The sequence below is a fragment of the Krasilnikovia sp. M28-CT-15 genome, assembly GCF_047159595.1.
GTDB lineage: Bacteria > Actinomycetota > Actinomycetes > Mycobacteriales > Micromonosporaceae > Actinoplanes.
This window is the reverse complement of record NZ_BAAGAK010000001.1, coordinates 6,073,832-6,097,714: the sequence shown is the minus strand read 5'-3', so window position 1 is coordinate 6,097,714 and position 23,883 is coordinate 6,073,832. Positions and strand designations below refer to the sequence as shown.

Below are 23,883 nucleotides of genomic sequence, written 5' to 3'. Positions count from 1 at the left end.
TAACTCCAGGGTTGCCACACCCGGAAGGGAGCGTCGGAGAATGGGCGAACTGGCCGAGCTGGCTGGCGGGTTGTGGAACTGGTGCGCCGCCGGGCGCCTCCCGGCGGCCTCGGTCCGGGCGGCGCTGGCCGGGGTGCTGCGGCGGCCGGTCACCACGCTCGACGCGCCCGCGGACGGAGCGGTGCTCTGCGACGTCTGGTACGTCGGCGGCGACTTCCCGACCCTGATCGACTGCTTCTGCGCCCCGGGCGACGTCGACGAGGCGGCGGCCGCCAGCGCGGTCGCGGTCCGGCTCGGCGCCGACATCCTGCTGCCCGACGACACGCTCAACCCCACCCGGTACGTCCGGGCCGAACCGAACGGCGCGCTGACCCCGGTGCACCTCGACGAGATCGAGACGGATGACGGCACGGAGCGCCGCCACGCCCGCCCGTGCACCGGCACCGACCCGGCGTGCGGACCGGCGCCGGGCTGCGACACCTCCCACTTCGCCCCGAAACCCACCCCGGGGCACCCTGCGGCGGCGTAACCTGCCGCCCGGCCGGAGCGGCGCGGCAGGGACTACCCTGGTTGACTGCCATGACTATCGCAGCCCAGACCCCGCAGGCCCGGACGTACGACGTGCGCACGTACGGGTGCCAGATGAACGTGCACGACTCCGAGCGGATCGCCGGTCTGCTGGAGGAGGCGGGCTACGTGCGCGCCGCCGACGCCGACGCCGCCGACGTGGTCGTCTTCAACACCTGCGCGGTACGCGAGAACGCGGACAACCGCCTGTACGGCAACCTGGGCCACCTGCGCCCCACGAAGCTCGCAAAACCGGACATGCAGATCGCGGTCGGCGGTTGCCTGGCCCAGAAGGACCGCGGCGACATCGTCAAACGCGCCCCGTGGGTCGACGTCGTGTTCGGTACGCACAACATCGGGTCGCTGCCCGCGCTGTTGGAGCGCGCCCGGCACAACGCCGCGGCCGAGGTGGAGATCCTCGAGTCGCTGGAGGTGTTCCCCTCCACGCTGCCGACCCGGCGCGAGTCGAGCTACGCCGGCTGGGTGTCGATCTCCGTGGGCTGCAACAACACCTGCACGTTCTGCATCGTGCCGGCGCTGCGCGGCAAGGAGAAGGACCGCCGCCCGGGCGACGTGCTCGCCGAGGTCCGCGCGCTGGTCGCCGAGGGGGTGCTCGAGGTCACCCTGCTCGGCCAGAACGTCAACTCGTACGGCGTGGAGTTCGGCGACCGGCTGGCCTTCGGCAAGCTGCTGCGCGCCTGCGGCGAGGTCGACGGCCTGGAGCGGGTCCGGTTCACCAGCCCGCACCCGAAGGACTTCACCGACGACGTGATCGCCGCGATGGCCGAGACCCCGAACGTCTGCCACTCGCTGCACATGCCGCTGCAGTCCGGCTCCGACCAGCTGCTCAAGGCGATGCGCCGCAGCTACCGGGCGGAGAAGTACCTGGGCATCATCGAGAAGGTGCGCGCTGCGATGCCGGACGCCGCGATCACCACGGACATCATCGTCGGCTTCCCCGGCGAGACCGACGCGGATTTCGAGCAGACCCTCGAGGTGGTCCGGGCGGCCCGCTTCGCCAGCGCGTTCACGTTCCAGTACAGCAAGCGGCCCGGCACCCCGGCCGCCACCATGGCCGACCAGCTGCCCAAGCAGGTCGTGCAGGAACGCTACGAGCGGCTCATCGCCACGCTCGAGGACATCACCTGGGCGGAGAACAAGCGGCAGGTCGGGCGCACGGTCGAGGTGCTGGTCGCGGTCGGTGAGGGGCGCAAGGACGAGCGTACGGGCCGGATGTCCGGCCGGGCCCGCGACGGGCGGCTGGTGCACTTCGCCACGGGCGGGATGACCGGCATCCGGCCGGGCGACATCGTGCACACCGAGATCACGTACGCGGCCCCGCACCACCTCAACGCGGACGGCGCCCCGGTGGCGCACCGCCGTACCCGGGCCGGGGACGCGTTCGAGGTCGGGCGGACCCCGCGTACCCCGGGGGTGGTTCTCGGGTTGCCGACCATCGGCGTGCCGGAGCCGTCGGCCGCGCCCGCCGACAGCGCCTGCGGGCGTTGATCACAGGACCGAAATCCTCAATTCCCGCCGCGGCACACCGACCGGGCAGGCATGACGTTCCGGTGGTACGCCGCGGCCTCGTTCGGCCTGACTGCGGCGTACCTCGCGTTCCCGGCTGATCTGCGGTGGGTTCCGTTCCTGCTGATCACGCTGGCGGCGGTCCCGGCCACGATCATCGGACTCCGGCGTAGTTCGGGCAGCGGCCGGGCGCCGTGGTTTGTGCTGCTGGCCGCGCTGCTGGTGTACAACGTCGGGAATGTCCTGTACGTCTGGTACGTCTACTTCCAGCACCGGGCGACGGCCGACGGGACGCTCGCGGACCTGCTGTTCAGCGTGGCGAACGTGCTCGTGTTCGCCGCCGCCCTGACGATCATCGTGCGGCGGGGACGGCGCGATGTCGGCGGTATGGCCGACGCGGCACTCACCTCGCTGGCGGTCGGCGGCCTGCTGTGGGACGTGGTACTGCTGCCGCACTTCAACGACATGGGCATGTCCCAGCCGCGGCAGATGGCCGTGTTCGTCAACATCTTCATCACCCTGGGCACGTTCGGCGCATTGCTGCGGGTCGCCCGGGCCGCCCCGGAGCGTCTCGTCACCGTCTGGCTGTTCGGCGTCGCGTCCGGGGCCACCCTGATCGCGAACGTGACGAGCGCCCTGGTCTCCGACGCGGCCGGGGTCCGCCCGGACTGGACCAACCTGCCGTTCCTCGTCGCGTACTCGGCGCTGACCGCAGCCGCGGTGCACCCCTCGGCCGCGCTGGCCACCCGGCTCACCCCGGCCCCAGAGGACGACCTGACGCCGGGGCGGCTCACGTTCCTCGGCGCGATGATGGCCCTCATCCCGATGGTCGGCGGCGGCCGGGCACTGTTCGGCCTGCCCACCGACGGTGTACTGCTGGCGATCGGCTCCGCGCTGGTCGTCCCGCTGGTCATGGTGCGCATCGCGGCGCTGTCGGCCCAGCGCAGACACGCGGAGCAGGCGTTGCGCCGGGCGGCGGTGCACGACAGCCTCACCGGGCTGCCGAACCGCACCGCCTGCCTCGAACGGATCACCGCGGCGCTGGCCGCGCCCCTGCCCAGTTGCCCGGACGCCACCCCGAGGCTGGCGGTGCTCTTCTGCGACCTCGACGGCTTCAAGCCCGTCAACGACCGGCTCGGCCACGCCGCCGGCGATCAACTGCTGGTGGCGGTGGCCGAGCGGCTGCGCGGTTGCGTCCGCGACACCGACCTGGTGAGCCGGTTCGGCGGCGACGAGTTCGTGATCGTGTGCGAGGCCGCCGACTCGCAGGCCGCCGTCAACGCGGTGTGCGAACGGATCCGCACGATGCTGCGGCGGCCGATCACCGTGGCGGGGCAGACCGTACAGATCGGCATCAGCGTCGGGGTGGCCTTCGCCGAACGCAGCAGCACCACCGACGACCTGATCGGGCGCGCCGACCTGGCCATGTATGAAGCCAAGCAGTCGAAGGCGCTCGGCGAACTCAGCCTCGCGGCCGCCTGACGCCCTCGCTGACCGCGCCCGGGATCAGCTGGCCTGCTCCGCCAGGGCCAGGAACTGCCGCTTGGACGCCAGGGCCTGCTCGGCCTCCTTGATGCGCCGGTTGTCGCCCGCGGCCTGGGCCCGGGCCAGCCGCTGCTCCGCCTCCGCGACCTGCTCGCGCATCTGCTGCAGCAGCGGGTTGTCCTGCGGCGACGTCTTGCGCCACGCCGAGTCCATGGCGACCCGGATCTTCTCCTCCGCGGCCCGCCACCGGCGGTCCAGGCTCGCGGAGGACTCCCGCGGCACCCGGCCCGCGTCGTGCCACGCGGCCTGGGCGTCACGCAGCTTGTTCTGTGCGGCGCGCGGGTCGGCGTCCACGTCGACCGCTTCGAGCTCGGCGAGGATGGCCTGCTTGCGCTCCAGGTTGCCCTTGTACTCCGCGTCGCGGGCGGAGAAGACCTCACTGCGGCGGGTGAAGAACGCGTCCTGAGCCGCCCGGAACCGTTCCCACAGGCGCTGCTCCGCTTCCTTCGCGGCGCGCGGGGCGGCCTTCCACTCGGCCATCAGATCCTTGAGCCGGGCCGCGGTGGGCCCCCAGTCGGACGAGTCGGCGAGGCTTTCCGCCTCCTTGACCAGCTCCTCCTTGGCGCCCTGGGCCTGCTTGCGCTGGCCGTCCAGCGTCGCGAAGTGGGCACCCCGGCGGCGGGTGAAGCCGTCGCGGGCCGCGGCGAAGCGCTTCCACAGCTCGCCGTCGGTCTTCTTGTCGACCCCGCGGATGGTCTTCCACTCGTCGAGGATCTCCTTGAGCCGGTCACCGGCGGACTTCCAGCCGGTGGACTCGGCCGCGATCGTCTCCGCCTCCTCGACCAGGGCGGTCTTGCGGGCCAGCGCCTCGGTACGGGCGACCTCCCGGGCCGCCCGGGCCTCCCCGGCCTTCTCCTCGGCGAGGGCGGCGAGCCGGTCCAGCCGGGCGGCGAGCCCTTCGACGTCGCCGACCACGTGGGCCTCGTCCAGGGTGGCGCGCAGGCGCTTGACGCTGCTCAGCGAGTGGGCCGCGTCGGCCGCGCCCGAATTGAGCCGGGCCTCGATGAGGTCGACCTCGGTGACCAGGTCGGCGAAGCGGCGGGCGAAGTGGGCCAGCCCCTCCTCCGGGGTGCCCGCCTGCCACGAGCCGACCACCCGGTCGCCCTCGGCGGTCTTCACGTACACGGTGCCGTCGGCATCCACGCGCCCGAAAGCCGTCCAGTCGTTCATGAGCTCAACCTCATTCTCCCGGCGCCGCCCGGCCCGCATGCCGGACAACCACCGCCATAGCGCAGTTGAACGCCAAACCTTCCATCGGCATTCTTTCTCGCGCATTGTCACAGGTCCAACCCGGTTCCGGGGAAGCGCCCTCGGATGACCGTGACCATATGGTGTCCTACGGTGGCGGCGTGCCGTTGTTTCCCATTCCGCGGGTCGTCGCCGTCGTCGGACCCACCGCCGCCGGCAAGTCGGCGCTGAGCATCGCCCTGGCCCGCGAGCTGGACGGCGAGGTGGTCAACGCCGACTCCATGCAGCTCTACCGCGGCATGGACATCGGTACGGCCAAACTGAGCGCCGCCGAGCGCGCCGGCGTGCCGCACCACCTGCTGGACATCTGGGACGTGACCGAGCCGGCCAGCGTCGCCGAGTACCAGCGGCTGGCCCGGGCGGCGGTCGACGACATCCTCGCCCGCGGCCGGGTGCCCCTGCTGGTCGGCGGCTCCGGCCTGTACGTCCGCGCCGTTCTCGAAGAGTTCACCTTCCCCGGTACCGACCCGGCGATCCGGGCCCGGCTGGAGGCCGAGCTCGCCGACACCGGTCCCGGCGAGCTGCACCGGCGGCTGGCCGCGCTCGACGCGGCCGCCGCCGAGCGGATCCTGCCCAGCAACGGGCGGCGCATCGTCCGGGCGCTGGAGGTGATCGAGCTGACCGGCGCCCCGTTCACCGCGGCGCTGCCGGACCCGGTGCCGTACTACGACTGCGTTCAGCTCGGCGTCGACCGCGACACCGCCGAGCTGGACGCCCGCATCGCCGAGCGGGTTCGGCTGATGTGGGCGTCGGGCCTGCTCGACGAGGTCCGCGACCTGGCCGGCCAGGGCCTGCGCGAGGGCCGTACGGCCGGCCGGGCGCTCGGCTATCAGCAGGCGCTGGCCCAGCTCGACGGGGCGTTCACCGAGGAGCAGGCCCAACTGGAGACGATCCAGGCGACCCGCCGCTTCGTGCGCCGCCAGCGGTCCTGGTTCCGCCGGGATCCGCGCGTGCACTGGCTCGACGCGGCGTCGGACACCCTCGGCGAGACCGCGATGGCCGCCCTCGCCGCGCCTGCGCGATGATGGACCGCGTGTTGTTCACCAAAGGCCACGGCACCGGCAACGACTTCGTGATCCTGCCCGACCCCGACGGGGCGCAGGACCTGACGCCCGAGCTGGTCGCCGCGCTGTGCGACCGGCACCGCGGGATCGGCGCGGACGGCGTGCTGCGCGTCGTGCGCACCGCCAAGCACCCCGAGGCCGCCGGGATGGCCGCCGACGCCGACTGGTTCATGGACTACTGGAACGCCGACGGCTCGTTCGCCGAGATGTGCGGCAACGGGGTTCGCGTCTTCACCCGCTACCTGGTGGCCAGCGGCCTGGCCACGCCGGGCCCGGACGGCCTGCCGGTGGCCACCCGGGCCGGCGTCGTGCGCGCGCAGGTCGGCCCGGACGAGATCAGCGTCCACATGACCACCCCCCGGGTGTACGCGGCGAGCACCGCGTCCGTGGGCGCGCTGACCGTGCCCGGGGTGGCCGTGGACTGCGGCAACCCGCACCTGGTCTGCGCGCTGCACGACGGGGTTCCACTGGACGGCTTGGACCTGACCGTGGCCCCGGCCTTCGACGCGGGCGTTTTCCCCGGCGGCACCAACGTCGAGTTCGTCGCGGCGGCCGAGCCCCTGGCCGGCGCCGACCTGCACGTGCGCATGCGGGTGTACGAGCGCGGTTCCGGCGAGACCCAGTCCTGCGGGTCCGGGGCGCTGGCCGTGGGCGCGATGGCGTTGCGGGACGCGGGCCGGGACACCGGCGTGGTGGCCGTGGAACTGCCCGGCGGGCGGCTGACCGTAACCGCCGACGAGCAGGGCCGCTGGTGGCTGACCGGTCCGGCCGTGCTGGTCGCCTCGGGCGAGGTGGACCCGGCGGCCCTGGGCATCCGCTACGACGCCGGCCTGGCGGACGCGCCCGTCTCCCCGGCCGTGGGCGGCCCGGCGGCCCAGCGCTGATGGCGGCGCCGCACCGGGTGGCGCACCGGGGGTATTCCGCCGTCGCCCCCGAGAACACCCTGCCCGCGCTCGCCGCCGGGGTGCTGGCCGGGGCCACGTTCATCGAGTTCGACGTCCGCACCAGCGCGGACGGCGTGCCCGTGGTGATCCACGACCGCACGCTCGAGCGCACCACGACCGGCACCGGTTTCGTCTGGGAGCTGACCGCCGCCGAGCTCACCGCCCTGGACGCGGGCTCCTGGTTCTCCCCGGCGTACGCGGGCACCCCCGTGCCGACCCTGGCGCAGGCCCTCGACCTGCTGCGCCCGCACGCGGCGGAGACCGGTGGTGGCGTGGAGCTGCTCCTGGAGATCAAGCCGCCCGCGTCCCTGGACCAGGTCCGCGCCATCCTCGACCTTGTCGCCGAGCGGGGCCTGCTGGCCCGTACGGTCGTGCAGAGCTTCGACAAGGAGGTCGTGCGCCGCGCCGGTGAGGCCGCGCCCGACGTGCGCCGCGGGCTGCTGCGTGAGCCGTTCGACGCCGATCAGGTTACGGTCGCCAAGGAGCTGGGCGTGGTGTTCTGCAACCCGTCCGTGGCCGCCGTTCTCGCCGAGCCCGAAACGGTGGCCGGTCTGGCCGATGTGGGGATCGCGGTCATGCCGTGGACGGCCAACGACCTCTCAGGCTGGCCCGACCTGGTCGCGGCCGGGGTCGCCGGCCTGATCACCGACCGGGTGGGCGAGCTGACCGGCTGGTCCGCGGCCCGCGCCGGGCCGGATCTGACTGCGGGCTGAGTACCGGTCCGCGCTGCGATCCGGTCACCGGGACGCCGCCACCTCCCAGAGCGCGCTGACCGGCATCGCCCGCAACCTCGTGCCGAAGGGGAGAGTGGATGCGCCGGTGTAGAGCACGATGCCGGCGATGAAGTCGTCGCCGAGCCGGTCGGCCAGCCGCCGCAGGCCCCGGAAGTCGTCTGGTCCCACCGTCGACGCAGCCTTCACCTCGATGCCGACCACGTGCCCGTGTCGGTTCTCCAGGACGGCGTCGACTTCGAACTTGCTGTGATCGCGATAGTGGTAGAGATTCGCGAGTTGGTTCGACCAGCTCAGCTGCCGGGCCAGCTCGGACAGGACGAAGGACTCCAGCAGCGGGCCGAACGGCGCGCCGGGTCGTAGCAGCGCTCTGGCGTCGAGCGAGAGTTCGTGTGCGGCGATGCCAGAGTCGACGAAGATCAGCTTCGGTGTCGCCGTGGCACGGGTGCCCAAGTTGCGAGACCACCCCGGGATCCGCTTGACGAGGAAGATCTCGTCGAGTGCCTGCAGGTATCGCGCGATCGTGGGCCGGCTCAGACCGAGGGCGGATTCGAGAGCCCCCGCCGCGATGATGGTCCCGGATCGGGCGGCCAGCAGGCGGATCAACGTACGGAGCTGGCCTTTGTGTTGAATGTCCGAGAGCTGCCGGACGTCGCGGTCGATGAGCGCCTGGACATAGCTGTCGAAGAACCGCCCACGGCGGCGGCCGTCCGTCCGGGACACCGCCTCCGGCAGGCCGCCCCGCACGATCCTGGCGGCATAGTCGCCGCGCGACACGGCCGACTCGTGCCGCAGGCCCGGGCCGGTGCGGAACACAGCGTCGATGAATCCGTCGGACTCCCCGTCGATCTCCCCTTGGGAGAACGGCCACAGCTCGACGGTTTCCATCCGGCCGGGGAGGGCGTCCGGTGCGGCAATCATCCCGAACAACCGCGACGAGCCGGTCAGCAGATAGCGGCCGGGGCGGGGATCGTCATCGACGGAGGACTTGATGGCCAGCAGCAGCTCCGGAGCGCGCTGAATCTCGTCGATCACCAGCAGCCCCGGGGACTCGACGAAGCCCACCGGATCGCTGAGTGCAGCTGCCCGATCCTGTGGCCGGTCGAGATCCCGGCGCTCGCCGAGACGGTCTCCGGCCACCATCCGGACGAGGGTGCTCTTGCCGGCCTGACGCGGACCGCTGATCAGCACCACCCGGGTGTCGGACAGCGCGGCGCCCACCTGCGCGGCGGCGCGTCGAGGAAGCAACCCGGGCTGAGGCACGTGAGTCATCCTAGCCACGGTGGCTTTCGATCTGCGACGGCGGCGCGTTCGATTTGCGGCGACGTCATGTTCGATTCGCGTCAGGTGCGTGTTCGATCTGCGGCGCCACCGCGTTCGACTCGCGCCAGGAATGCGGCGGCACCCGACGCGGCGGCGGAGCGGCCGAACGGCACGCGCGCCGGGGTCAGAACGCCTCCGCGGGGGCGCCGTCGAGGTCTTCGGTCGGCAGAGCCCCGGGTCCGGTGGGGATCGGGTGTCCCTTGACGGTGGCCCGGATCGCCGCCGCCACCGCCGGGGTGACCCGCGCGTCGAAGACGCTCGGGATGATCACGGTGGGGTTGAGCTTGTCCTCGCCCACCACGTCGGCGATCGCCCGGGCGGCGGCCAACGCCATCTCCTCGGTGAACTCCTCGGCGCTGACGTCGAGCATGCCCCGGAAGACGCCCGGAAACGCCAGCACGTTGTTGATCTGGTTGGGCTGGTCGGAGCGGCCGGTCGCCACCACGGCCGCGTGCCGCCGGGCGGCCCGCGGGTCCACCTCCGGGTCGGGGTTGGCCAGCGCGAACACGATCGACCGGTCGGCCATCTTGGCGATGTCGTCGCCGGTGAGCAGGTTCGGCGCGCTGACCCCGATGAACACGTCCGCGCCCGCGATCGCCCCGGGCAGGTCGCCCGCGTAGCCGTCCCGGTTGGTGTGCTCGGCCAGCCATTGCCAGGTCGGCGTCAGGTCGGGCATGCCGCGGTGCAGGGCACCCAGCCGGTCGTACGCGATGATGTCGCCGACGCCCTGGCGCAGCAGCAGCTTCATGATCGCCGTACCCGCTGCCCCGGCCCCGGAGACGACCACCTTGACGTCCGCGAGCCGCTTGCCCACGACGCGCAGCGCGTTGGTCAGCGCGGCCAGCACGCAGATGGCGGTGCCGTGCTGGTCGTCGTGGAAGACCGGGATGTCCAGCGCCTCGCGCAGCCGCATCTCGATCTCGAAGCACCGCGGCGCCGCGATGTCCTCCAGATTGATCCCCCCGTACGCCGGGGCGATCGCCTTGACGATCTGCACGATCTCGTCGGTGTCCTGGGTGTCCAGCACCACCGGCCACGCGTCCACCCCGCCGAACCGCTTGAACAGCGCCGCCTTGCCCTCCATCACCGGCATCGCGGCGGCCGGTCCGATGTTGCCCAGCCCGAGTACGGCGGAGCCGTCGCTGACCACGGCGACCGTGTTGCGCTTGATGGTGAGCCGACGCGCGTCGGCCGGGTTCTCCGCGATGGCCATGCACACCCGCGCCACGCCCGGGGTGTACGCCCGGGACAGCTCGTCGCGGTTGCGCAGCGCGACCTTCGAGGACACTTCGATCTTGCCGCCGAGGTGCAGCAGGAACGTCCGGTCGGAGACCTTGCGGACGTCGACGCCGTCGAGATCCTCCAGCGTCTTGACGACCTGGTCGGCGTGACCGGAGTCGGCCGTGTCGCAGGTGAGGTCGACGAGCACCCGGGTGGGGTCGGAGTCCACCACGTCCAGCGCGGTCACGATCGCGCCGGCCTCGCCGACGCAGGTGGTGAGCCGGCCGATCGAGGACGCGTCGGCGGTCACGGCGATGCGGATCGTGATCGAGAATCCTGCGCTGGGCAGGCGGGTGGTCAGCACGGTTTTCCCTCCGGCGTTGGCGGGTACATCCTGGCATTGTTGCGCTTGCGGAAAACTGCCGGCCAATTCGGTAGTTACCGAGGAGTCAGACACCCATCGACAACGCTCGGCCCCGATATGTGGATGCGCCTCGACGCACGGCGTGACACCATCGGGCCGAGGAGGTCACCCTTTTGCGAACCGAGCTTTTCGAACCCGAGGTCACCACGGGCGAGCTGGAACTGGAGGAACGGCACTCGCTGCGGCGGGTAGCCGGCCTTTCCACCGAGCTCACCGACATCACCGAGGTCGAGTACCGGCAGCTGCGTCTGGAGCGGGTCGTCCTGGTGGGGGTCTGGACCGAGGGCAGCGCCGCCGACGCGGACAACTCGCTGACCGAGCTCGCCGCGCTGGCCGAGACCGCCGGTTCGCAGGTACTCGAGGGCCTCATCCAGCGGCGCAGCCGCCCCGACGCGGCCACCTTCATCGGTCGCGGCAAGGTCGACGAGCTGCGCGACATCGTCGTGTCGACCGGCGCCGACACCGTGATCTGCGACGGCGAGCTGTCTCCGTCGCAACTGCGCAACCTGGAGCAGCAGACCAAGGTCAAGGTGGTCGACCGGACCGCGCTGATTCTGGACATCTTCGCCCAGCACGCCAAGAGTCGCGAGGGTAAGGCCCAGGTCGAGCTGGCCCAGCTGCAGTACCTGCTGCCGCGCCTGCGCGGCTGGGGCGAGACCCTGTCCCGGCAGTCCGGCGGCTCCGGCCGGGGCGGCGGCGCGGGCGGTGGCGTGGGCCTGCGCGGTCCCGGTGAGACGAAGCTGGAGACCGACCGGCGCCGGATCAACCACCGCATCGCCAAGCTGCGGCGCGAGATCAAGAGCATGCGCACCGTACGGCAGACCAAGCGCTCGCGCCGTTCCCAGGCGGGGGTGCCCGCCGTGGCGATCGCGGGCTACACGAACGCGGGCAAGTCGAGCCTGCTGAACCGGCTGACTCAGGCCGGTGTGCTGGTGGAGAACGCGCTGTTCGCCACGCTGGACCCGACCACCCGCCGGGCGGCCGCCGAGGACGGGCGGGTCTACACCCTGTCCGACACGGTGGGCTTCGTCCGGCACCTGCCGCACCAGATCGTCGAGGCGTTCCGCTCGACGCTGGAGGAGGTGGCGTACGCCGACCTGGTGGTGCACGTCGTCGACGGCGCCGACCCGGATCCGGAGGGTCAGGTGGTGGCGGTCCGTGAGGTGCTGAGCGAGGTGGGTGCCGACCGGATCCCCGAGCTGCTCGTGGTCAACAAGGTCGACGCGGCGGACGAGGAGGCGCTGTTGCGCCTCAAGCGGATCTGGCCCGACGCGGTCTTCGTCTCGGCGCGTACCGGGGTCGGGATCGAGGACCTGCGGGCGGCGATCGCGCACCGGTTGCCGCGGCCCGCGGTGGACCTGCGGGTCGTGCTGCCGTACGACCGGGGGGACCTGGCGGCCCGGATCCACCGCAACGGGCAGGTACTGGGCACGCGGCACACCGAGGCGGGCACGGAGCTGCGGGTCCGGGTCGACGAGCAGCTGGCGGCCGAACTGGCACAATACCGGGCCTGATCATTCGGGCATAACGGACACGACAGGCGTGGGCACCTGGGCTGATCCACACGAAACGCCAGCACGGGGCGCCGCATGCGACACTGGTCCGATGCGGCGTCTCGTGTTCTCGATCATGGTGGCTGGTGGCCTGGTCATGGTCGGTGCGGGCAGCGCCCACGCCGTGCCGGCCCCGGTGGCCGCCGACGTGAAGGCGGTGCCCGGAAAGAAGCAATGCAAGATCGAGGACACGCGGCTGACCGAGCTGTCCGGCCTGGTGGCGACGACGAACGGCTTCATCACGGTCAACGACAGCACGGACCGCGACGACCAGAAGAAGGTCTTCTACCTCGACCAGACGTGCAAGGTCACCAATGCCGTTCCGTACTCGGGCAAAGGCCCCCTCGACACCGAGGACATGGCGCTCTCCGGGGACCGCAAGACGCTGTGGATCGGCGACATCGGCGACAACGGCAGGAAGCGCCCCACCATCGCGCTCTGGAAGATGCCCGCGACCGGAGCGAAGAGCCCCACGCTGTACCGCCTGAAGTACCCCGACGGCGCGCACGACGCGGAGGGGTTGTTCGTCGACGGCGACGGAATCCCGGTCGTGGTGACCAAGGACCCCGGCAAGGCCGGGCTCTACAAGCCCGCCGCCGCGCTCAAGGCCGACTCCGCCGACGGGGTGCCGCTGCGCCGGGTGGGTGAGGTCACCCTCCCGTCGTCCACCACGGCCAACCCGCTGGGTCCGGTCGGACGGTTGGTCGTCACCGGTGCCGCGGTTTCGCCCGACGGCACCAAGGTCGTCATCCGCACGTACGCGGACGCCTTCGAATGGGACGTCAAGGGCGGCGACGTGGTGTCCGCGATGAAGGGCACCCCACGCCAGACGCCGCTGCCGAACGAGCCGTTCGGTGAGTCGATCACATACGCCCCGGACGGCAAGTCGTACGTCACCGTGTCCGACATGGGCCAGGTCACGACCGCGGACACGGCCAACTACCTGCTGCGCTACACCCCGGCCACCGAGGTCGCCACCGCGGCCGAGAAGGCGAAGGCCGCCCCGGACGGCGCGAGCCCGGCCTGGTACTCCGACATCAGCCTGCAGGACCTCACGTACCTGGTGGGCGGCGTCGGGGTGCTCGGTGCCCTGCTCGTTGGCCTGGGGGTCACCGGCATCATGCGTTCGCGCAAGAAGTCGGCGCTCGAACCGGTCTCGCCGGCCACCGCGACCGCCGCTCCCAAGCCCACCGACGCGGAGACGGAGCTGCTGTCGGTCGGCGGCCCGGCGGCGACACCGATGGGCGCCCGGCCGCCCGGCGCCGGACCCGTGTACGGCGCCAACCGGGGCGGCCCACCACCCGGCGGGGTGTACGGTGCCCAGTCCCGTCCCTCGGCGCCGCCGCGCGGCGGCGTCTACACCGGTGGCCCGACGAGCGGGCCACCGTCGAACGGACCCTCCGGCGGCCCCCGGGGCGGGGGAGCGCCGGGTGGCCATCCGCCGGGTGGCCATCCCGGCCCGGCCCAGGGCCGTCCCGGACAGCCTCCCGCTCGCCCCCCCGCGGGCGGGCGGCCTGTGCCGCCCGGTGGACGCCCGATGCCGCCAACGGGCCGGCCGACGTCACCCCCCGGTCGCCCCGGGCCGGGTGCCGGCCAGCCTGGCCGCCCTGGCGGCGGCGTGTACGGTGCGCCTCCGGCGTCGCCGCCACCGGGCGGCCGCCCCGGCGACAACCCGCTGCCGAACGGCTGGTTCGGCGGCGACGGGCCGGACGACGACCGGCGGGGCGGGGGCCCTCAGTACGACCCGCCCGGTTACGGACGCTGACCGCCGCCCGCCCACCCGGCACCGCGACCCTCAGACCCGGCGCAGCACCGCGACGACGCGCCCCATGATGGTCGCGTCGTCGCCGGGAATCGGGTCGAACGCCGGATTCGCCGGCATCAGCCAGACGTGGCCGTCCCGCTGGCGGTAGCTCTTGACGGTCGCCTCGCCGTCGATCATCGCGGCCACGATGTCGCCCGCGTTGGCGGTGGGCTGCTGGCGCACGACGACCCAGTCCCCGTTGCAGATGGCGGCGTCGATCATCGAGTCGCCCTTGACCTCCAGCATGAAGACGTCACCCTCGCCGACCAGCTCGCGTGGCAGCGGGAAGAAGTCCTCGACCGCCTGCTCGGCCAGGATCGGGCCACCGGCCGCGATCCGCCCGACCAGCGGCACGTAGGCGGGGGCGGGGCGGGCCGAGCGCAGGGCCTCGTCGTCGGTCAACTCGCTGGGGGTGCGTACGTCGACCGCGCGCGGACGGTTGGGGTCGCGCCGGAGGAAACCCTTGTTCTCCAGGGCCTTCAGCTGATACGCCACGCTGGACGGCGACACCAGCCCGACCGCCTCGCCGATCTCGCGCACGCTCGGCGGGTAGCCGTACCGCTCCACCCAGTCGCGGATGAATTCGAGGATGCGTCGCTGGCGTGCGGTCAGCTCGGTGGTGACCTGCTCCGGGAACTGGCTGACCGGCGTCACGGCACGAAGCTGCGGCTCGCCGCCACGCGCCCGGCTCGGCGTGCGACGGCGGATGGCCGCCGCCGTGTTGGTGGGCTCGGGCTTCCTGCCCGGTTGGTGCTGCCGGCTGGTCCGGTCGTCGGTCGACACGTCCGTCCGCCCTCCTGTCGGCCAGTGCCTGTCGGCACGTGGTGCGTCGCGGAGCCGGGAACGCCCGTGGGGATGGGCGTTCGTCCGGCTGACCCCTCTTGTCGCAGAACCGTATCGGCGCGGTCCGTCATATTCAAACATCTGTACGACGTCGATTGCGGCGTGTCGCCCATCCGGGCGTGACTTCCGTACACCTGTCTGGTACACCATCGTACGGGCGTTCGATCGAACGCCCGTACGAGAAAGGGGCGGTGACATGGCGCTGAGCGGGGTGGCGACGGGCAGCGTGGCGACGCGCGGCGCGGTGTCAGGCGTGATGTCGGGAGGCGTCGTCACCGGCGGGGCGATGGTCGGCGGCCGTAGGCGGCAAGCGGTGGCGGTGCCGGGTGGTCCGCACCGGCCGCCGTTGCGGCTGACCCGCCGCGGCGAAGTGGTCGTGTTCCTGTTCTTCCTGGCGCTGGCGTCGCTCGCCAGCGTGGTGCTGTTCTCCACGGCGTCGCACGCCGCGCCGGCGGTCCGACCGGCTGCCCCGGCCTATGTCGTAGATCACGGTGAGCCCCGCAAACCGGCCTGAACGGGATGAAAACCGGACGCCGGTGATGCGGCCCGTAATCGACGGCGCACCGGTCGTATGGTGCGGGAAATATTGGCGCGTCGACGCGCCGTTGAACTTGCGTCGGCATCGGCATCGGCCTAACGTCGACCCCAACATCTAGTAGTTACAAGGGTGTAAGTCATCCACAAGTTGGGGTTTGAGGCCCCGGCATCTCCGCACGCTCAACACAGCGCGGGCCCAGTTCGATCATGGCCGTGCTGCTGTTCGGCGTGTCTGGGGACAGGTGACCATACCCGGCGACAGGAGGACAGCGGTGCGGTGCCCGTACTGCCGGCACGCGGACTCCCGCGTGGTCGACTCGCGCGAGGCCGAGGACGGCCAGCTGATCCGCCGTCGCCGGTCCTGCCCCGAATGCGGCAAGCGGTTCACCACGGTTGAGGAGGCGGTGCTGGCGGTGGTCAAGCGCAGCGGCGTCACAGAGCCCTTCAGCCGTACGAAAATCATGAGCGGGGTGCGCAAGGCGTGCCAGGGTCGTCCCGTGGACGAGGACGCCATCGCGCTGCTGGCCCAGAAGGTCGAGGAGACGATCCGGGCCAAGGGCGCGGCCGAGGTGCCCAGCCACGATGTCGGCCTGGCCATCCTCGGCCCGCTCCGGGAACTGGACCAGGTCGCCTATCTGCGTTTCGCCAGCGTGTACAAGGCGTTCGACTCGCTCGACGAGTTCGAGAAGGAGATCGTGGCCCTGCGCGAGGCCGCCACGGCGCGCGAGTCCGCCGTCCGGCACGCCGTCGCGGCCCGGCCCGCCGGTCGGCCGCCCAAGATCAGCGATGCGGCCGTCGCCCCGCCGCACTGAGCAGTGACGCGGCCGTCGCCCGGCCGCACGGAAGACCTGAAGAACGAAACGCACAGCGCGTCGCGGCGGGCAAGCCGCGGGGCACGACGAGGGGGAACACCACATGGCCGGTGACGGCATGGCAGCGGGAAAGCAGCGCACGCGCGCGAGCAGCGGGGGGGCTGCGGTCAGCGGGTTGCGGCTCCGGCGGGTATGGACGACCGAGGGCGTCCACCCGTACGACGAGGTGGAGTGGGAGCGCCGCGACGTCGTCATGACGAACTGGCGCGACGGCTCGATCAACTTCGAGCAGCGCGGGGTGGAATACCCCGGCTTCTGGAGCGTCAACGCCGCGAACATCGTCACGACCAAGTACTTCCGGGGCGCGGTCGGCACCCCGGAGCGTGAGTGGTCCCTCAAGCAGCTCATCGACCGGGTCGTGCGGACCTACCGCAAGGCGGGTGAGGAGCACGGCTACTTCGCCACCCCCGGCGACGCCGAGATCTTCGACCACGAGCTGACGTGGATGCTGCTGCACCAGGTGTTCAGCTTCAACTCGCCGGTCTGGTTCAACGTCGGCACCTCGTCGCCGCAGCAGGTCAGTGCCTGCTTCATCCTGTCGGTGGACGACTCGATGGACTCCATCCTGGACTGGTACAAGGAGGAGGGGCTGATCTTCAAGGGCGGCTCCGGCTCCGGGGTCAACCTGTCCCGGATCCGCTCCAGCAAGGAGCTGCTGACCTCCGGCGGCACCGCCAGCGGTCCGGTCAGCTTCATGCGCGGGGCGGACGCCAGCGCCGGCACGATCAAGTCCGGCGGGGCGACCCGGCGGGCCGCGAAGATGGTCATCCTCGACGTCGACCACCCCGACATCGAGGAGTTCGTGCTGACCAAGGCGCGCGAGGAGAACAAGATCCGCGCGCTGCGGGACGCGGGCTTCGACATGGACCTGGGCGGCTCCGACATCGTCAGCGTCCAGTACCAGAACGCCAACAATTCCGTACGGGTCAGCGACGAGTTCATGCAGGCCGTGGACGCGGGCGGCGAGTTCGAGCTGCGCGGCCGGCTCAACGGCGAGGTCATCGAGACCATCGACGCGCGCAAGCTGTTCCGGGACATCGCCCAGGCCGCCTGGGAGTGCGCCGACCCCGGCCTGCAGTACGACGACACGATCAACGACTGGCACACCAACCCGGAGACCGGGCGGATCACCGCGTCCAACCCGTGCTCGGAGTACATGTCGCTGGACGACTCGTCGTGCAACCTGGCGTCGCTCAACCTCATGAAGTTCCTGACCGCCGAGGGCGGCTTCGAGGTGGAGAAGTTCGTCCAGAGTGTTGAGTTCGTCATCACCGCGATGGACATCTCGATCTGCTTCGCCGACTTCCCGACCGTGAAGATCGGCGAGACCACCCGGGCGTACCGCCAGCTCGGCATCGGGTACGCGAACCTCGGCGCGCTGCTCATGGCGTCCGGCCTGCCGTACGACTCGGAGGGGGGCCGGGGCCTGGCCGCCGCCATCACGTCGCTGATGACCGGCACGGCGTACCGTCGCTCCGCCGAGCTGGCCGGGGTGGTCGGCGCGTACGACGGGTACGCCCGCAACGCCGACGCCCACAAGCGGGTCATGCGCAAGCACGCCGCCGCGAACGATGCCATCCGCCCGCAGGGCGCCGTGGCCACCGACATCGTCCGCGAGGCGACCAAGCAGTGGCAGAACGGCAACAAGATCGGCGAGAAGAACGGCTGGCGCAACGCCCAGGCCTCCGTGCTGGCGCCGACCGGCACCATCGGCCTGATGATGGACTGCGACACCACCGGCATCGAGCCCGACCTGGCCCTGGTCAAGTTCAAGAAGCTCGTCGGCGGCGGCTCGATGCAGATCGTCAACCAGACCGTGCCGCGCGCGTTGCGCAGCATCGGTTACCCCGAGGAGCAGGTGGAGGCGATCGTCGAGCACATCGCCGACCACGGCAACGTGGTCGACGCCCCCGGCCTCAAGCCGGAGCACTACCCGGTGTTCGACTGCGCGATGGGGGAGCGGTCCATCGCTCCGATGGGTCACGTGCGGATGATGGCGGCCGTGCAGCCGTTCATCTCCGGCGCGATCTCCAAGACGGTCAACATGCCGGAGTCGGCGACCGTCGAGGACATCGAGCACATCCACTTCCAGGGCTGGAAGCTGGGCCTCAAGGCGCTGGCCATCTACCGCGACAACTGCAAGGTGGGCCAGCCGCTGTCGGCGGCCAAGCCGAAGGCCGCCGTGGCCGAGGTGCCCGCCGTGGTGGAGAAGGCGGTCGAGAAGGTCATCGAGTACCGCCCCGTCCGCAAGCGCCTGCCCAAGAAGCGCCCGTCCGAGACGGTGTCCTTCTCGGTGGGTGGCGCGGAGGGCTACCTCACCGCGTCCTCGTACCCGGACGACGGCCTGGGCGAGGTCTTCCTCAAGATGTCGAAGCAGGGCTCGACGCTGGCCGGGGTGATGGACGCCTTCTCGGTGGCCATCTCGATCGGCCTGCAGTACGGCGTCCCGCTGGAGACGTTCGTCAGCAAGTTCACCAACATGCGGTTCGAGCCGGCGGGTATGACCGACGACCCGGACATCCGGATGGCGGCGTCCGTGATGGACTACATCTTCCGGCGGCTGGCGCTCGACTTCCTGCCGTACGACACCCGCGCCGAGCTGGGCATCTTCACCGCCAAGGAGCGGGCTGCCCAGATCCAGGCGGAGGCCGCGGCCGCCGCTGACATGGACCTGGCCGGCATGGCCGCCTCCGCCCCGGTGTCCGCCCCGGTCGGCGCGGCCGCCACCCCGTCGGCGCCCGCCCCGGCCGCTCCCGAGCAGGTGGCGCCGGCGTCGGTCGGCTCGTCGACCGAACTGCTGGAGGTCGTGCTCGGCACGTCCGCGGACGCGCCGCTCTGCTTCACCTGCGGCACCAAGATGCGCCCGGCGGGCAGCTGCTACGTCTGCGAGGGCTGCGGCTCCACCTCGGGCTGCAGCTGACGCCCGTAGTGCATTGCCTGGCGCCGGGGGCGGTCGCGTAACTGCGCGACCGCCCCCGGCGTTTGCGTGGGCTGCGGCGATACGACCGGAGGTCGGACCACCTCGGCCGAACTAGGGCACTCTCGCAGACACGGGCAGCGGATCGGCTGCACGATGATGTGTCGGCGTCTGGCCTGGCCGGGCACCACTTTAACGAGTAAGTTGGGTGGGTGAGTCCAGACATGCGGGACCGGACCCGTCTCGAGACCGCGAAGGTCGCGGTCGCCGCCACCTTCGCGGTCAACGGACTCGCGTACGCGGGCTGGCTGGCCCGGGCCCCCGCGGTCCGCAACGACCTGCAGCTCAGCCCGGCCGGCTTCGGCCTGCTGCTGCTCTGCCTCTCCGCCGCCGCGATCGCCTCGATCCCGCTGGCCGGTCCGCTCGTGCACCGCATCGGTCCGGCCCGCGCGGTGCTGATCGGCAGCCTGTCCGTGGTGCTCGGGCTGGTCCTGCTCGGGGCGGGCGCCGCGCTGGGCTGGGTGCCGTTGGCCGGCCTGGGCCTGGTCTTCGCCGGGGTGGGAAACAGCACCTGGGACGTCGCCATGAACGTCGAGGGAGCCGACGTCGAGCGACGCCTGGGCCGTACGATCATGCCCCGCTTCCATGCCGGATTCAGCCTCGGCACCGTGGCGGGTGCCGGGGTGGGCGCCCTGGCCGCGACGGCCGGGGTGCCGGTGTCGAGCCAGCTGTGGGTCACCGCGCTCCTGGCCACCGCGGCGCAGTTGATCATCGTCCGTCGTTTCCTGCCGCACGTCTCCGTGCCCGCGGAGCAGCGCCGCCCGGCCGGGGTCCGGCAGACCTGGCGGGAGCCGCGCACCCTGCTCATCGGCCTGATCATGCTGGGCTTCGGCTTCACCGAGGGTTCCGCGAACGACTGGCTGGCCATCAGCCTCGTCGACGGGTACGGCACGAGCGAGACCCTCGGCGCCATCGGCTTCGGCATGTTCGTGGCGGCGATGACCCTGGGCCGGATGTTCGGCGTCCACGCCCTGCACCGCTGGGGCCGGGTCCCGGTGCTGCGGGCCACCGCCGTGTCCGCAGCGATCGGCCTGCTGCTGGTGGTGTCCGGCATCGCGGTACCGCTGGCTCTGGTCGGCGCGCTGTTCTGGGGGGTCGGGGCCTCACTGGGCTTCCCGGTCGGCATGAGCGCCGCCGCGGACGACCCCGCCCGCGCGGCGATCCGGGTCTCCGTGGCGGGCTCCATCGGCTACGCCGCGTTCCTCTCCGGCCCGCCGCTCATCGGCTTCCTGGCCCAGCACGTCGGCGTGCTGCACGCGCTGCTGGTGGTGCTGGCCGCCCTCGCCCTCGGCCTGTACGCGTCCCGTGCCGCGCGTCCGCTGGCGGTCGAGCCGGAACGCGCCGAGGTCTGACGCGGCCTGCTCGTCGCGACCACCCGAGCCAGCTGGGCGAGCGGGCTATCCGGCCGAGGCCAGGAAGTCCCCGATCAGCCGGGCCAGCGGCTCGGGCTGCTCGATCACCATCGCGTGCGAGGCGTCGTGCAGCTGCAGGTACTGCACCCGGGGGTTGGCCTGGGCGGCCGCCGCGACCTGGTCGGTGAGGAAGCGGCGGTGCGCGGCGTACAGGTCGGCGAAGGGTTCCTCCTCGGGCAGGCTCCGTGTCGGCAGCACGACCAGGAGCGGGCAGGCCATCGCGGTGTACACCGGGGCGAGGTCGAGCCCGGCCATCAGGTCCCGCAACTGCCCGGCGGTCGCGGCGGAGGGCCGCGTGGTCGTCTCGCCGTCGACGTGCGCGAGGTTGCGCCGGAACCCCTCGATCCACACCTTCTCGTTGGCGCCCATGTCGCGGGCCGCCATCTGTTCGCGCTCCACCAGGTCGGGGAGCTCCTCGGCGGGAATCGTCCGGCCCATCCCGGCGTGCATCGCGTCGAATGCCTGCGTCAACCGGGCCAGCTCCGCGGTGGCCTTCTCCGGGTCGAGGCCGGGCAGCCAGTCGGCGCGGCTGGGCGGCGGGCAGCCGTCCAGGCTCACCACCCCGGGCGACTCGGGATGCCGCTGGCCCCACAGCGCGGCCAGCATGCCGCCGAGGGAATGGCCGACCACCGACGGGCGCTCCAAGCCGAGATGTACGGCCACCGCCGCGATGTCTCCGAGCGCCGCCTCCCACGACCACGGGCCGTCTCCCGAGCGGCCGTGGCCGCGCAGATCCATGGTCACCACCCGGTGCCGGGGCCGCAGCGTCCGAGCCAGTGTGGTCAGCGTCGCGAGGTTGCCTCCGGCGCCGTGCAGGAGCACCAGCGGCGGCTGGTCGCCACCGAAGTCGCGTACGGCGATGGGCAGCTCACCGGCGTCGACGAGACGGTCATTGATCATCTACTTCCCCTTCGTTGCTCCCGGCGTCCCGCGCGCGCAGGCGGTCGCGGACGGCCGCGGCGGGCACCCCGCCGTCCGGATGGCGGGGCAGCCGGCCCCGCTTGATCAGGTCGTGCACGCCCTGGCGGCTGATGCCCAGCATCGCCCCGGCCGTCGCATACGAGACCCGCTCGGCGGCCGGGTGGCCGACCCTGCGGGCCACGGTCCGGCCCAGAGGGGTACGCCACCAGTCGAGCGGCGGGTCGAACGCGCGATCGCCGGGATAGAGGGTCGCGACGAGGCGTACGGCGGCGCGCACGGCCGCCTCGTCGTCGCGCCCGCACATCGCGTCCGCCCAGGCGCCGGCGCGGATCCGGACGACGTGGCGCAGCGCGGCGACCGTGTCGTCGCCGTCGAGCAGGATGTCGAGGGGGTCGAGCAGTCGTACGTCGAGCAGACGCACGATCTGCTCGACCAGCTCCCCGCGAGTGGGCACGGCCCCATCGTCGACCAGCTTGACAGGCGATGTCAAGCGGACCCGCCCGTCGCCTGCGAGACAGCGGGCGACCGGAGCGATCGTCAGCCGTTACCCTCGCCTAGACTTCCCGAGTGGCGCACGAGAGTCGGCCCCTGGCGCCGCGGCCGCTCACCGAGCCGCATCCCTCCCGGCTCGCGCCCGACCACCCACACCGTGCCGAGATCCTGGCCGCGCACGCCGCCGCCCTCGCCGACGGCCGCCCCGGTTACCTCGACCCGGATTCCGGCCTGTTCGTGCTCACCGCGGGGTTTCTCGCCGACCGCGGCACGTGCTGCGGCCGCGGCTGCCGTCACTGTCCGTACGTCGATGGTGCCTGACCCGGTATTCCCCTCCCCGCGCGGCGCCAAGTACGGTGTGCCCCGATTCCATTCGGGAGGACCCACGTGCGTTCGCGTTTGGTCGCGCTCGGCGCCGCCGCCACCCTGCTCGCCCTCACGGGGTGCTCCGGCAGCAGGGCGGACGCGGGCCTGCCCCCGGTGCAGGTCCTCGAACAGCCGGCGGCCTCCGCGGGGGGTGCATGCATCCTGTGGGACTACGCGTTCATCCGGGACACGATCGGCGTCACCTTCACCGTGGCGGGCTCCGACCAGGTCGACGACACCTCCACCTGCGTGGTGCAGACCGAGAACGGCGACTACCCCAACCTCGCGCTGTCCGTGGTCGAGAGCACGAGGGCGGACGCGAACCTGTTCCTGCAGGACCTCATGCCCGCCAAGGCCACCCGGGTCAAGGGGCTCGGCCGGGCCGGATACCGGCTGCAGAGCGGGGCTTCCGGCGATCACGGGCCCAGCATCGAGATCACCTGGCTCAGCGAGGCCGCGCAGTTGCAGACCCTGAAGTTCACCTTTCCCAAGGGTGCGAAACAGGCTCAGGCGGATCAGATGTCGACCAAGCTGGCGTCGCTGGCCAAGGCGATGAACACCACGAAAGGCTGATCCGCGCGGCCAGCGGGCCAGAAACAGGCCGCGACGGATTCATCGAGCCGTCACGAATCAGTGAGCCGTGACGGCTCAGTGGGCCGTGACGGCTCAGTGGGCCGCGACGAAAACGCGGGACGCCACCTCGCGCGGCAGCCGGATCTTGTCGCCCGAGCGGTCGATCGTGACCGCGTCACGCTCCTGGGCCACGGTCACGGTCGCACCCGGGTCGATCCCGGCCGCGTGCAACTGCCGCAGCACCCCCGCGTTGGTCTGCACGCTCTCGCAGATGCGCCGCACCACCACATCGCCGGTGAGGCCGGGGAACGCGAGATTGCGCTCCGCGCCCAGGGTCGCGGCCTCGGCCCGCTCCGCGGCGGCGGGCGTGCCGAACGCATCCAGGCCCGGGATCGGGTTGCCGTACGGCGAGCGGGTCGGCTTGTTGAGCAGCTCGTAGACCTTCTTCTCCACCGCGTCGCTCATCACGTGCTCCCAGCGGCAGGCCTCCTCGTGGGCCTCCTCGTAGGGCATGCCGATGACGTTGACGAGCAGCAGTTCGGCGAGGCGATGCTTGCGCATGACCGAGACCGCATGGGACCGGCCCAGCTCGGTGAGCTGCAGGTGCCGGTCGCCCTCCACCGTGAGCAGGCCATCGCGTTCCATCCGCGCGACCGTCTGGCTGACCGTCGGCCCGCTCTGGTGCAGCCGCTCGGCGATGCGGGCTCGCAGCGGGGGAACTCCTTCCTCCTCGAGTTCCAGGATGGTCCGCAGGTACATCTCGGTGGTGTCGACCAGATCATTCACGGTGGAGTCCTCCCAGCCGCGATATTACCCCCCGGTCGGGAGCGGCCCCCACGGCGAGCCGGGCGCCGAGCAGGCGTGTGACGGGTCCGCGGCCGGGTCGTCGCCCGCGCTGCTGACCGGCAGCGGCGCAGACGGTCCTCGGCCCGGCCCCGC

The 23,883-nt window shown here is 71.9% G+C and carries 21 protein-coding genes; 14 read left to right on the top strand and 7 right to left on the bottom strand.

What is annotated here, in order from left to right:
- The first annotated feature begins 40 nt into the window (after positions 1-40).
- From ACMCNO_RS27930 to ACMCNO_RS27920, 3 genes are read left to right on the top strand one after another with little or no spacing between them, the layout of a single operon-like run.
- Entirely contained in the window at positions 41-529 is a 489-nt protein-coding gene (locus tag ACMCNO_RS27930) for a hypothetical protein (protein ID WP_412752423.1), read from the top strand.
- Positions 530-579: 50 nt separating this feature from the next.
- A complete protein-coding gene (gene miaB / locus ACMCNO_RS27925; RefSeq protein ID WP_412752422.1) occupies positions 580-2,076 on the top strand; it encodes a tRNA (N6-isopentenyl adenosine(37)-C2)-methylthiotransferase MiaB in 1,497 nt (498 codons plus the stop codon).
- Positions 2,077-2,127: 51 nt separating this feature from the next.
- Positions 2,128-3,576 carry a diguanylate cyclase domain-containing protein gene (locus ACMCNO_RS27920; RefSeq protein ID WP_412752421.1) on the top strand — a complete coding sequence of 483 codons (1,449 nt, stop codon included), beginning with the start codon at positions 2,128-2,130 and terminating at the stop codon, positions 3,574-3,576.
- Positions 3,577-3,600: 24 nt separating this feature from the next.
- On the opposite strand, the gene ACMCNO_RS27915 is transcribed toward ACMCNO_RS27920, so the two are convergent.
- Entirely contained in the window at positions 3,601-4,809 is a 1,209-nt protein-coding gene (locus ACMCNO_RS27915) for a DUF349 domain-containing protein (protein ID WP_412752420.1), read from the bottom strand.
- Between the two features lie 158 nt (positions 4,810-4,967).
- Between ACMCNO_RS27915 and miaA the strand changes: the two genes are divergently transcribed.
- The 3 genes from miaA to ACMCNO_RS27900 are packed head-to-tail and all read left to right on the top strand — an operon-like array spanning position 4,968 to position 7,608.
- Positions 4,968-5,912: a tRNA (adenosine(37)-N6)-dimethylallyltransferase MiaA gene (miaA, locus tag ACMCNO_RS27910; protein ID WP_412752419.1), complete on the top strand. Its 945-nt coding sequence runs from the start codon at positions 4,968-4,970 to the stop codon at positions 5,910-5,912.
- 8 nt (positions 5,913-5,920) lie between these two features.
- Positions 5,921-6,835: a diaminopimelate epimerase gene (gene dapF, locus ACMCNO_RS27905; protein ID WP_412752418.1), complete on the top strand. Its 915-nt coding sequence runs from the start codon at positions 5,921-5,923 to the stop codon at positions 6,833-6,835.
- Positions 6,835-7,608, top strand: a complete 774-nt coding sequence (locus ACMCNO_RS27900) for a glycerophosphodiester phosphodiesterase (protein WP_412752417.1) — start codon at positions 6,835-6,837, stop codon at positions 7,606-7,608. The genes dapF and ACMCNO_RS27900 overlap by 1 nt, the downstream gene beginning before the upstream one ends.
- 24 nt (positions 7,609-7,632) lie before the next feature.
- On the opposite strand, the gene ACMCNO_RS27895 is transcribed toward ACMCNO_RS27900, so the two are convergent.
- Entirely contained in the window at positions 7,633-8,898 is a 1,266-nt protein-coding gene (locus ACMCNO_RS27895; RefSeq protein ID WP_412752416.1) for an ATP-binding protein, read from the bottom strand.
- 175 nt (positions 8,899-9,073) lie between these two features.
- Positions 9,074-10,534: an NAD-dependent malic enzyme gene (locus tag ACMCNO_RS27890; protein ID WP_412752415.1), complete on the bottom strand. Its 1,461-nt coding sequence runs from the start codon at positions 10,532-10,534 to the stop codon at positions 9,074-9,076.
- 173 nt (positions 10,535-10,707) lie between these two features.
- Here ACMCNO_RS27890 and hflX point away from each other — a divergent pair, with 173 nt between their 5' ends.
- Entirely contained in the window at positions 10,708-12,108 is a 1,401-nt protein-coding gene (gene hflX / locus ACMCNO_RS27885; protein WP_412752414.1) for a GTPase HflX, read from the top strand.
- A gap of 91 nt (positions 12,109-12,199) precedes the next feature.
- Complete coding sequence (locus ACMCNO_RS27880) at positions 12,200-13,912, top strand: hypothetical protein (protein WP_412752413.1); 1,713 nt, start codon at positions 12,200-12,202, stop codon at positions 13,910-13,912.
- Between the two features lie 30 nt (positions 13,913-13,942).
- Here the strand turns inward: ACMCNO_RS27880 and lexA are convergent, their stop codons facing one another.
- A complete protein-coding gene (gene lexA, locus ACMCNO_RS27875) occupies positions 13,943-14,734 on the bottom strand; it encodes a transcriptional repressor LexA (RefSeq protein WP_412752412.1) in 792 nt (263 codons plus the stop codon).
- Between the two features lie 256 nt (positions 14,735-14,990).
- Here lexA and ACMCNO_RS27870 point away from each other — a divergent pair, with 256 nt between their 5' ends.
- From ACMCNO_RS27870 to ACMCNO_RS27855, 4 genes are all read left to right on the top strand, one after another.
- Positions 14,991-15,308: a hypothetical protein gene (locus ACMCNO_RS27870; protein WP_412752411.1), complete on the top strand. Its 318-nt coding sequence runs from the start codon at positions 14,991-14,993 to the stop codon at positions 15,306-15,308.
- A gap of 295 nt (positions 15,309-15,603) precedes the next feature.
- Positions 15,604-16,143, top strand: a complete 540-nt coding sequence (nrdR, locus tag ACMCNO_RS27865) for a transcriptional regulator NrdR (RefSeq protein WP_412752410.1) — start codon at positions 15,604-15,606, stop codon at positions 16,141-16,143.
- A 103-nt stretch (positions 16,144-16,246) separates the two neighbouring features.
- The gene (locus tag ACMCNO_RS27860; protein ID WP_412752409.1) at positions 16,247-19,123 is read left to right on the top strand and encodes a vitamin B12-dependent ribonucleotide reductase; all 2,877 of its coding nucleotides are present in this window, start codon (positions 16,247-16,249) and stop codon (positions 19,121-19,123) included.
- A gap of 209 nt (positions 19,124-19,332) precedes the next feature.
- Positions 19,333-20,532, top strand: coding sequence for an MFS transporter (locus tag ACMCNO_RS27855; RefSeq protein ID WP_412752408.1), 1,200 nt, complete (start codon positions 19,333-19,335; stop codon positions 20,530-20,532).
- A 45-nt stretch (positions 20,533-20,577) separates the two neighbouring features.
- On the opposite strand, the gene ACMCNO_RS27850 is transcribed toward ACMCNO_RS27855, so the two are convergent.
- Together ACMCNO_RS27850 and ACMCNO_RS27845 are read right to left on the bottom strand one after the other, a co-directional pair.
- Positions 20,578-21,492: an alpha/beta fold hydrolase gene (locus tag ACMCNO_RS27850; RefSeq protein ID WP_412752407.1), complete on the bottom strand. Its 915-nt coding sequence runs from the start codon at positions 21,490-21,492 to the stop codon at positions 20,578-20,580.
- Entirely contained in the window at positions 21,482-21,967 is a 486-nt protein-coding gene (locus tag ACMCNO_RS27845; protein WP_412752406.1) for a hypothetical protein, read from the bottom strand. Before ACMCNO_RS27845 ends, ACMCNO_RS27850 begins: the two co-directional genes overlap by 11 nt.
- Before the next feature lie 113 nt (positions 21,968-22,080).
- Between ACMCNO_RS27845 and ACMCNO_RS27840 the strand changes: the two genes are divergently transcribed.
- On the top strand, positions 22,081-22,326 hold the full coding sequence (locus ACMCNO_RS27840) for a DUF5522 domain-containing protein (protein ID WP_412752405.1): 246 nt from the start codon (positions 22,081-22,083) through the stop codon (positions 22,324-22,326).
- 66 nt (positions 22,327-22,392) lie between these two features.
- Positions 22,393-22,944 (top strand): hypothetical protein, encoded by a 552-nt coding sequence (locus ACMCNO_RS27835; protein WP_412752404.1) that lies wholly within the window; start codon positions 22,393-22,395, stop codon positions 22,942-22,944.
- Positions 22,945-23,037: 93 nt separating this feature from the next.
- Here the strand turns inward: ACMCNO_RS27835 and ACMCNO_RS27830 are convergent, their stop codons facing one another.
- Entirely contained in the window at positions 23,038-23,730 is a 693-nt protein-coding gene (locus ACMCNO_RS27830; protein ID WP_412752403.1) for a metal-dependent transcriptional regulator, read from the bottom strand.
- Between the last annotated feature and the right edge of the window lie 153 nt (positions 23,731-23,883).

What these genes read in the sequence shown, in the direction of transcription:
- ACMCNO_RS27930 (WP_412752423.1), top strand. Translation starts at nt 41, where the DNA reads ATGGGCGAACTGGCCGAGCTGGCTGGCGGGTTGTGGAACTGGTGCGCC.
- miaB (WP_412752422.1), top strand. Translation starts at nt 580, where the DNA reads ATGACTATCGCAGCCCAGACCCCGCAGGCCCGGACGTACGACGTGCGC.
- ACMCNO_RS27920 (WP_412752421.1), top strand. Translation starts at nt 2,128, where the DNA reads ATGACGTTCCGGTGGTACGCCGCGGCCTCGTTCGGCCTGACTGCGGCG.
- ACMCNO_RS27915 (WP_412752420.1), bottom strand. Translation starts at nt 4,809, where the DNA reads ATGAACGACTGGACGGCTTTCGGGCGCGTGGATGCCGACGGCACCGTG.
- miaA (WP_412752419.1), top strand. Translation starts at nt 4,968, where the DNA reads ATGGTGTCCTACGGTGGCGGCGTGCCGTTGTTTCCCATTCCGCGGGTC.
- ACMCNO_RS27900 (WP_412752417.1), top strand. Translation starts at nt 6,835, where the DNA reads ATGGCGGCGCCGCACCGGGTGGCGCACCGGGGGTATTCCGCCGTCGCC.
- ACMCNO_RS27895 (WP_412752416.1), bottom strand. Translation starts at nt 8,898, where the DNA reads ATGACTCACGTGCCTCAGCCCGGGTTGCTTCCTCGACGCGCCGCCGCG.
- ACMCNO_RS27880 (WP_412752413.1), top strand. Translation starts at nt 12,200, where the DNA reads ATGCGGCGTCTCGTGTTCTCGATCATGGTGGCTGGTGGCCTGGTCATG.
- ACMCNO_RS27870 (WP_412752411.1), top strand. Translation starts at nt 14,991, where the DNA reads ATGGCGCTGAGCGGGGTGGCGACGGGCAGCGTGGCGACGCGCGGCGCG.
- ACMCNO_RS27860 (WP_412752409.1), top strand. Translation starts at nt 16,247, where the DNA reads ATGGCCGGTGACGGCATGGCAGCGGGAAAGCAGCGCACGCGCGCGAGC.
- ACMCNO_RS27850 (WP_412752407.1), bottom strand. Translation starts at nt 21,492, where the DNA reads ATGATCAATGACCGTCTCGTCGACGCCGGTGAGCTGCCCATCGCCGTA.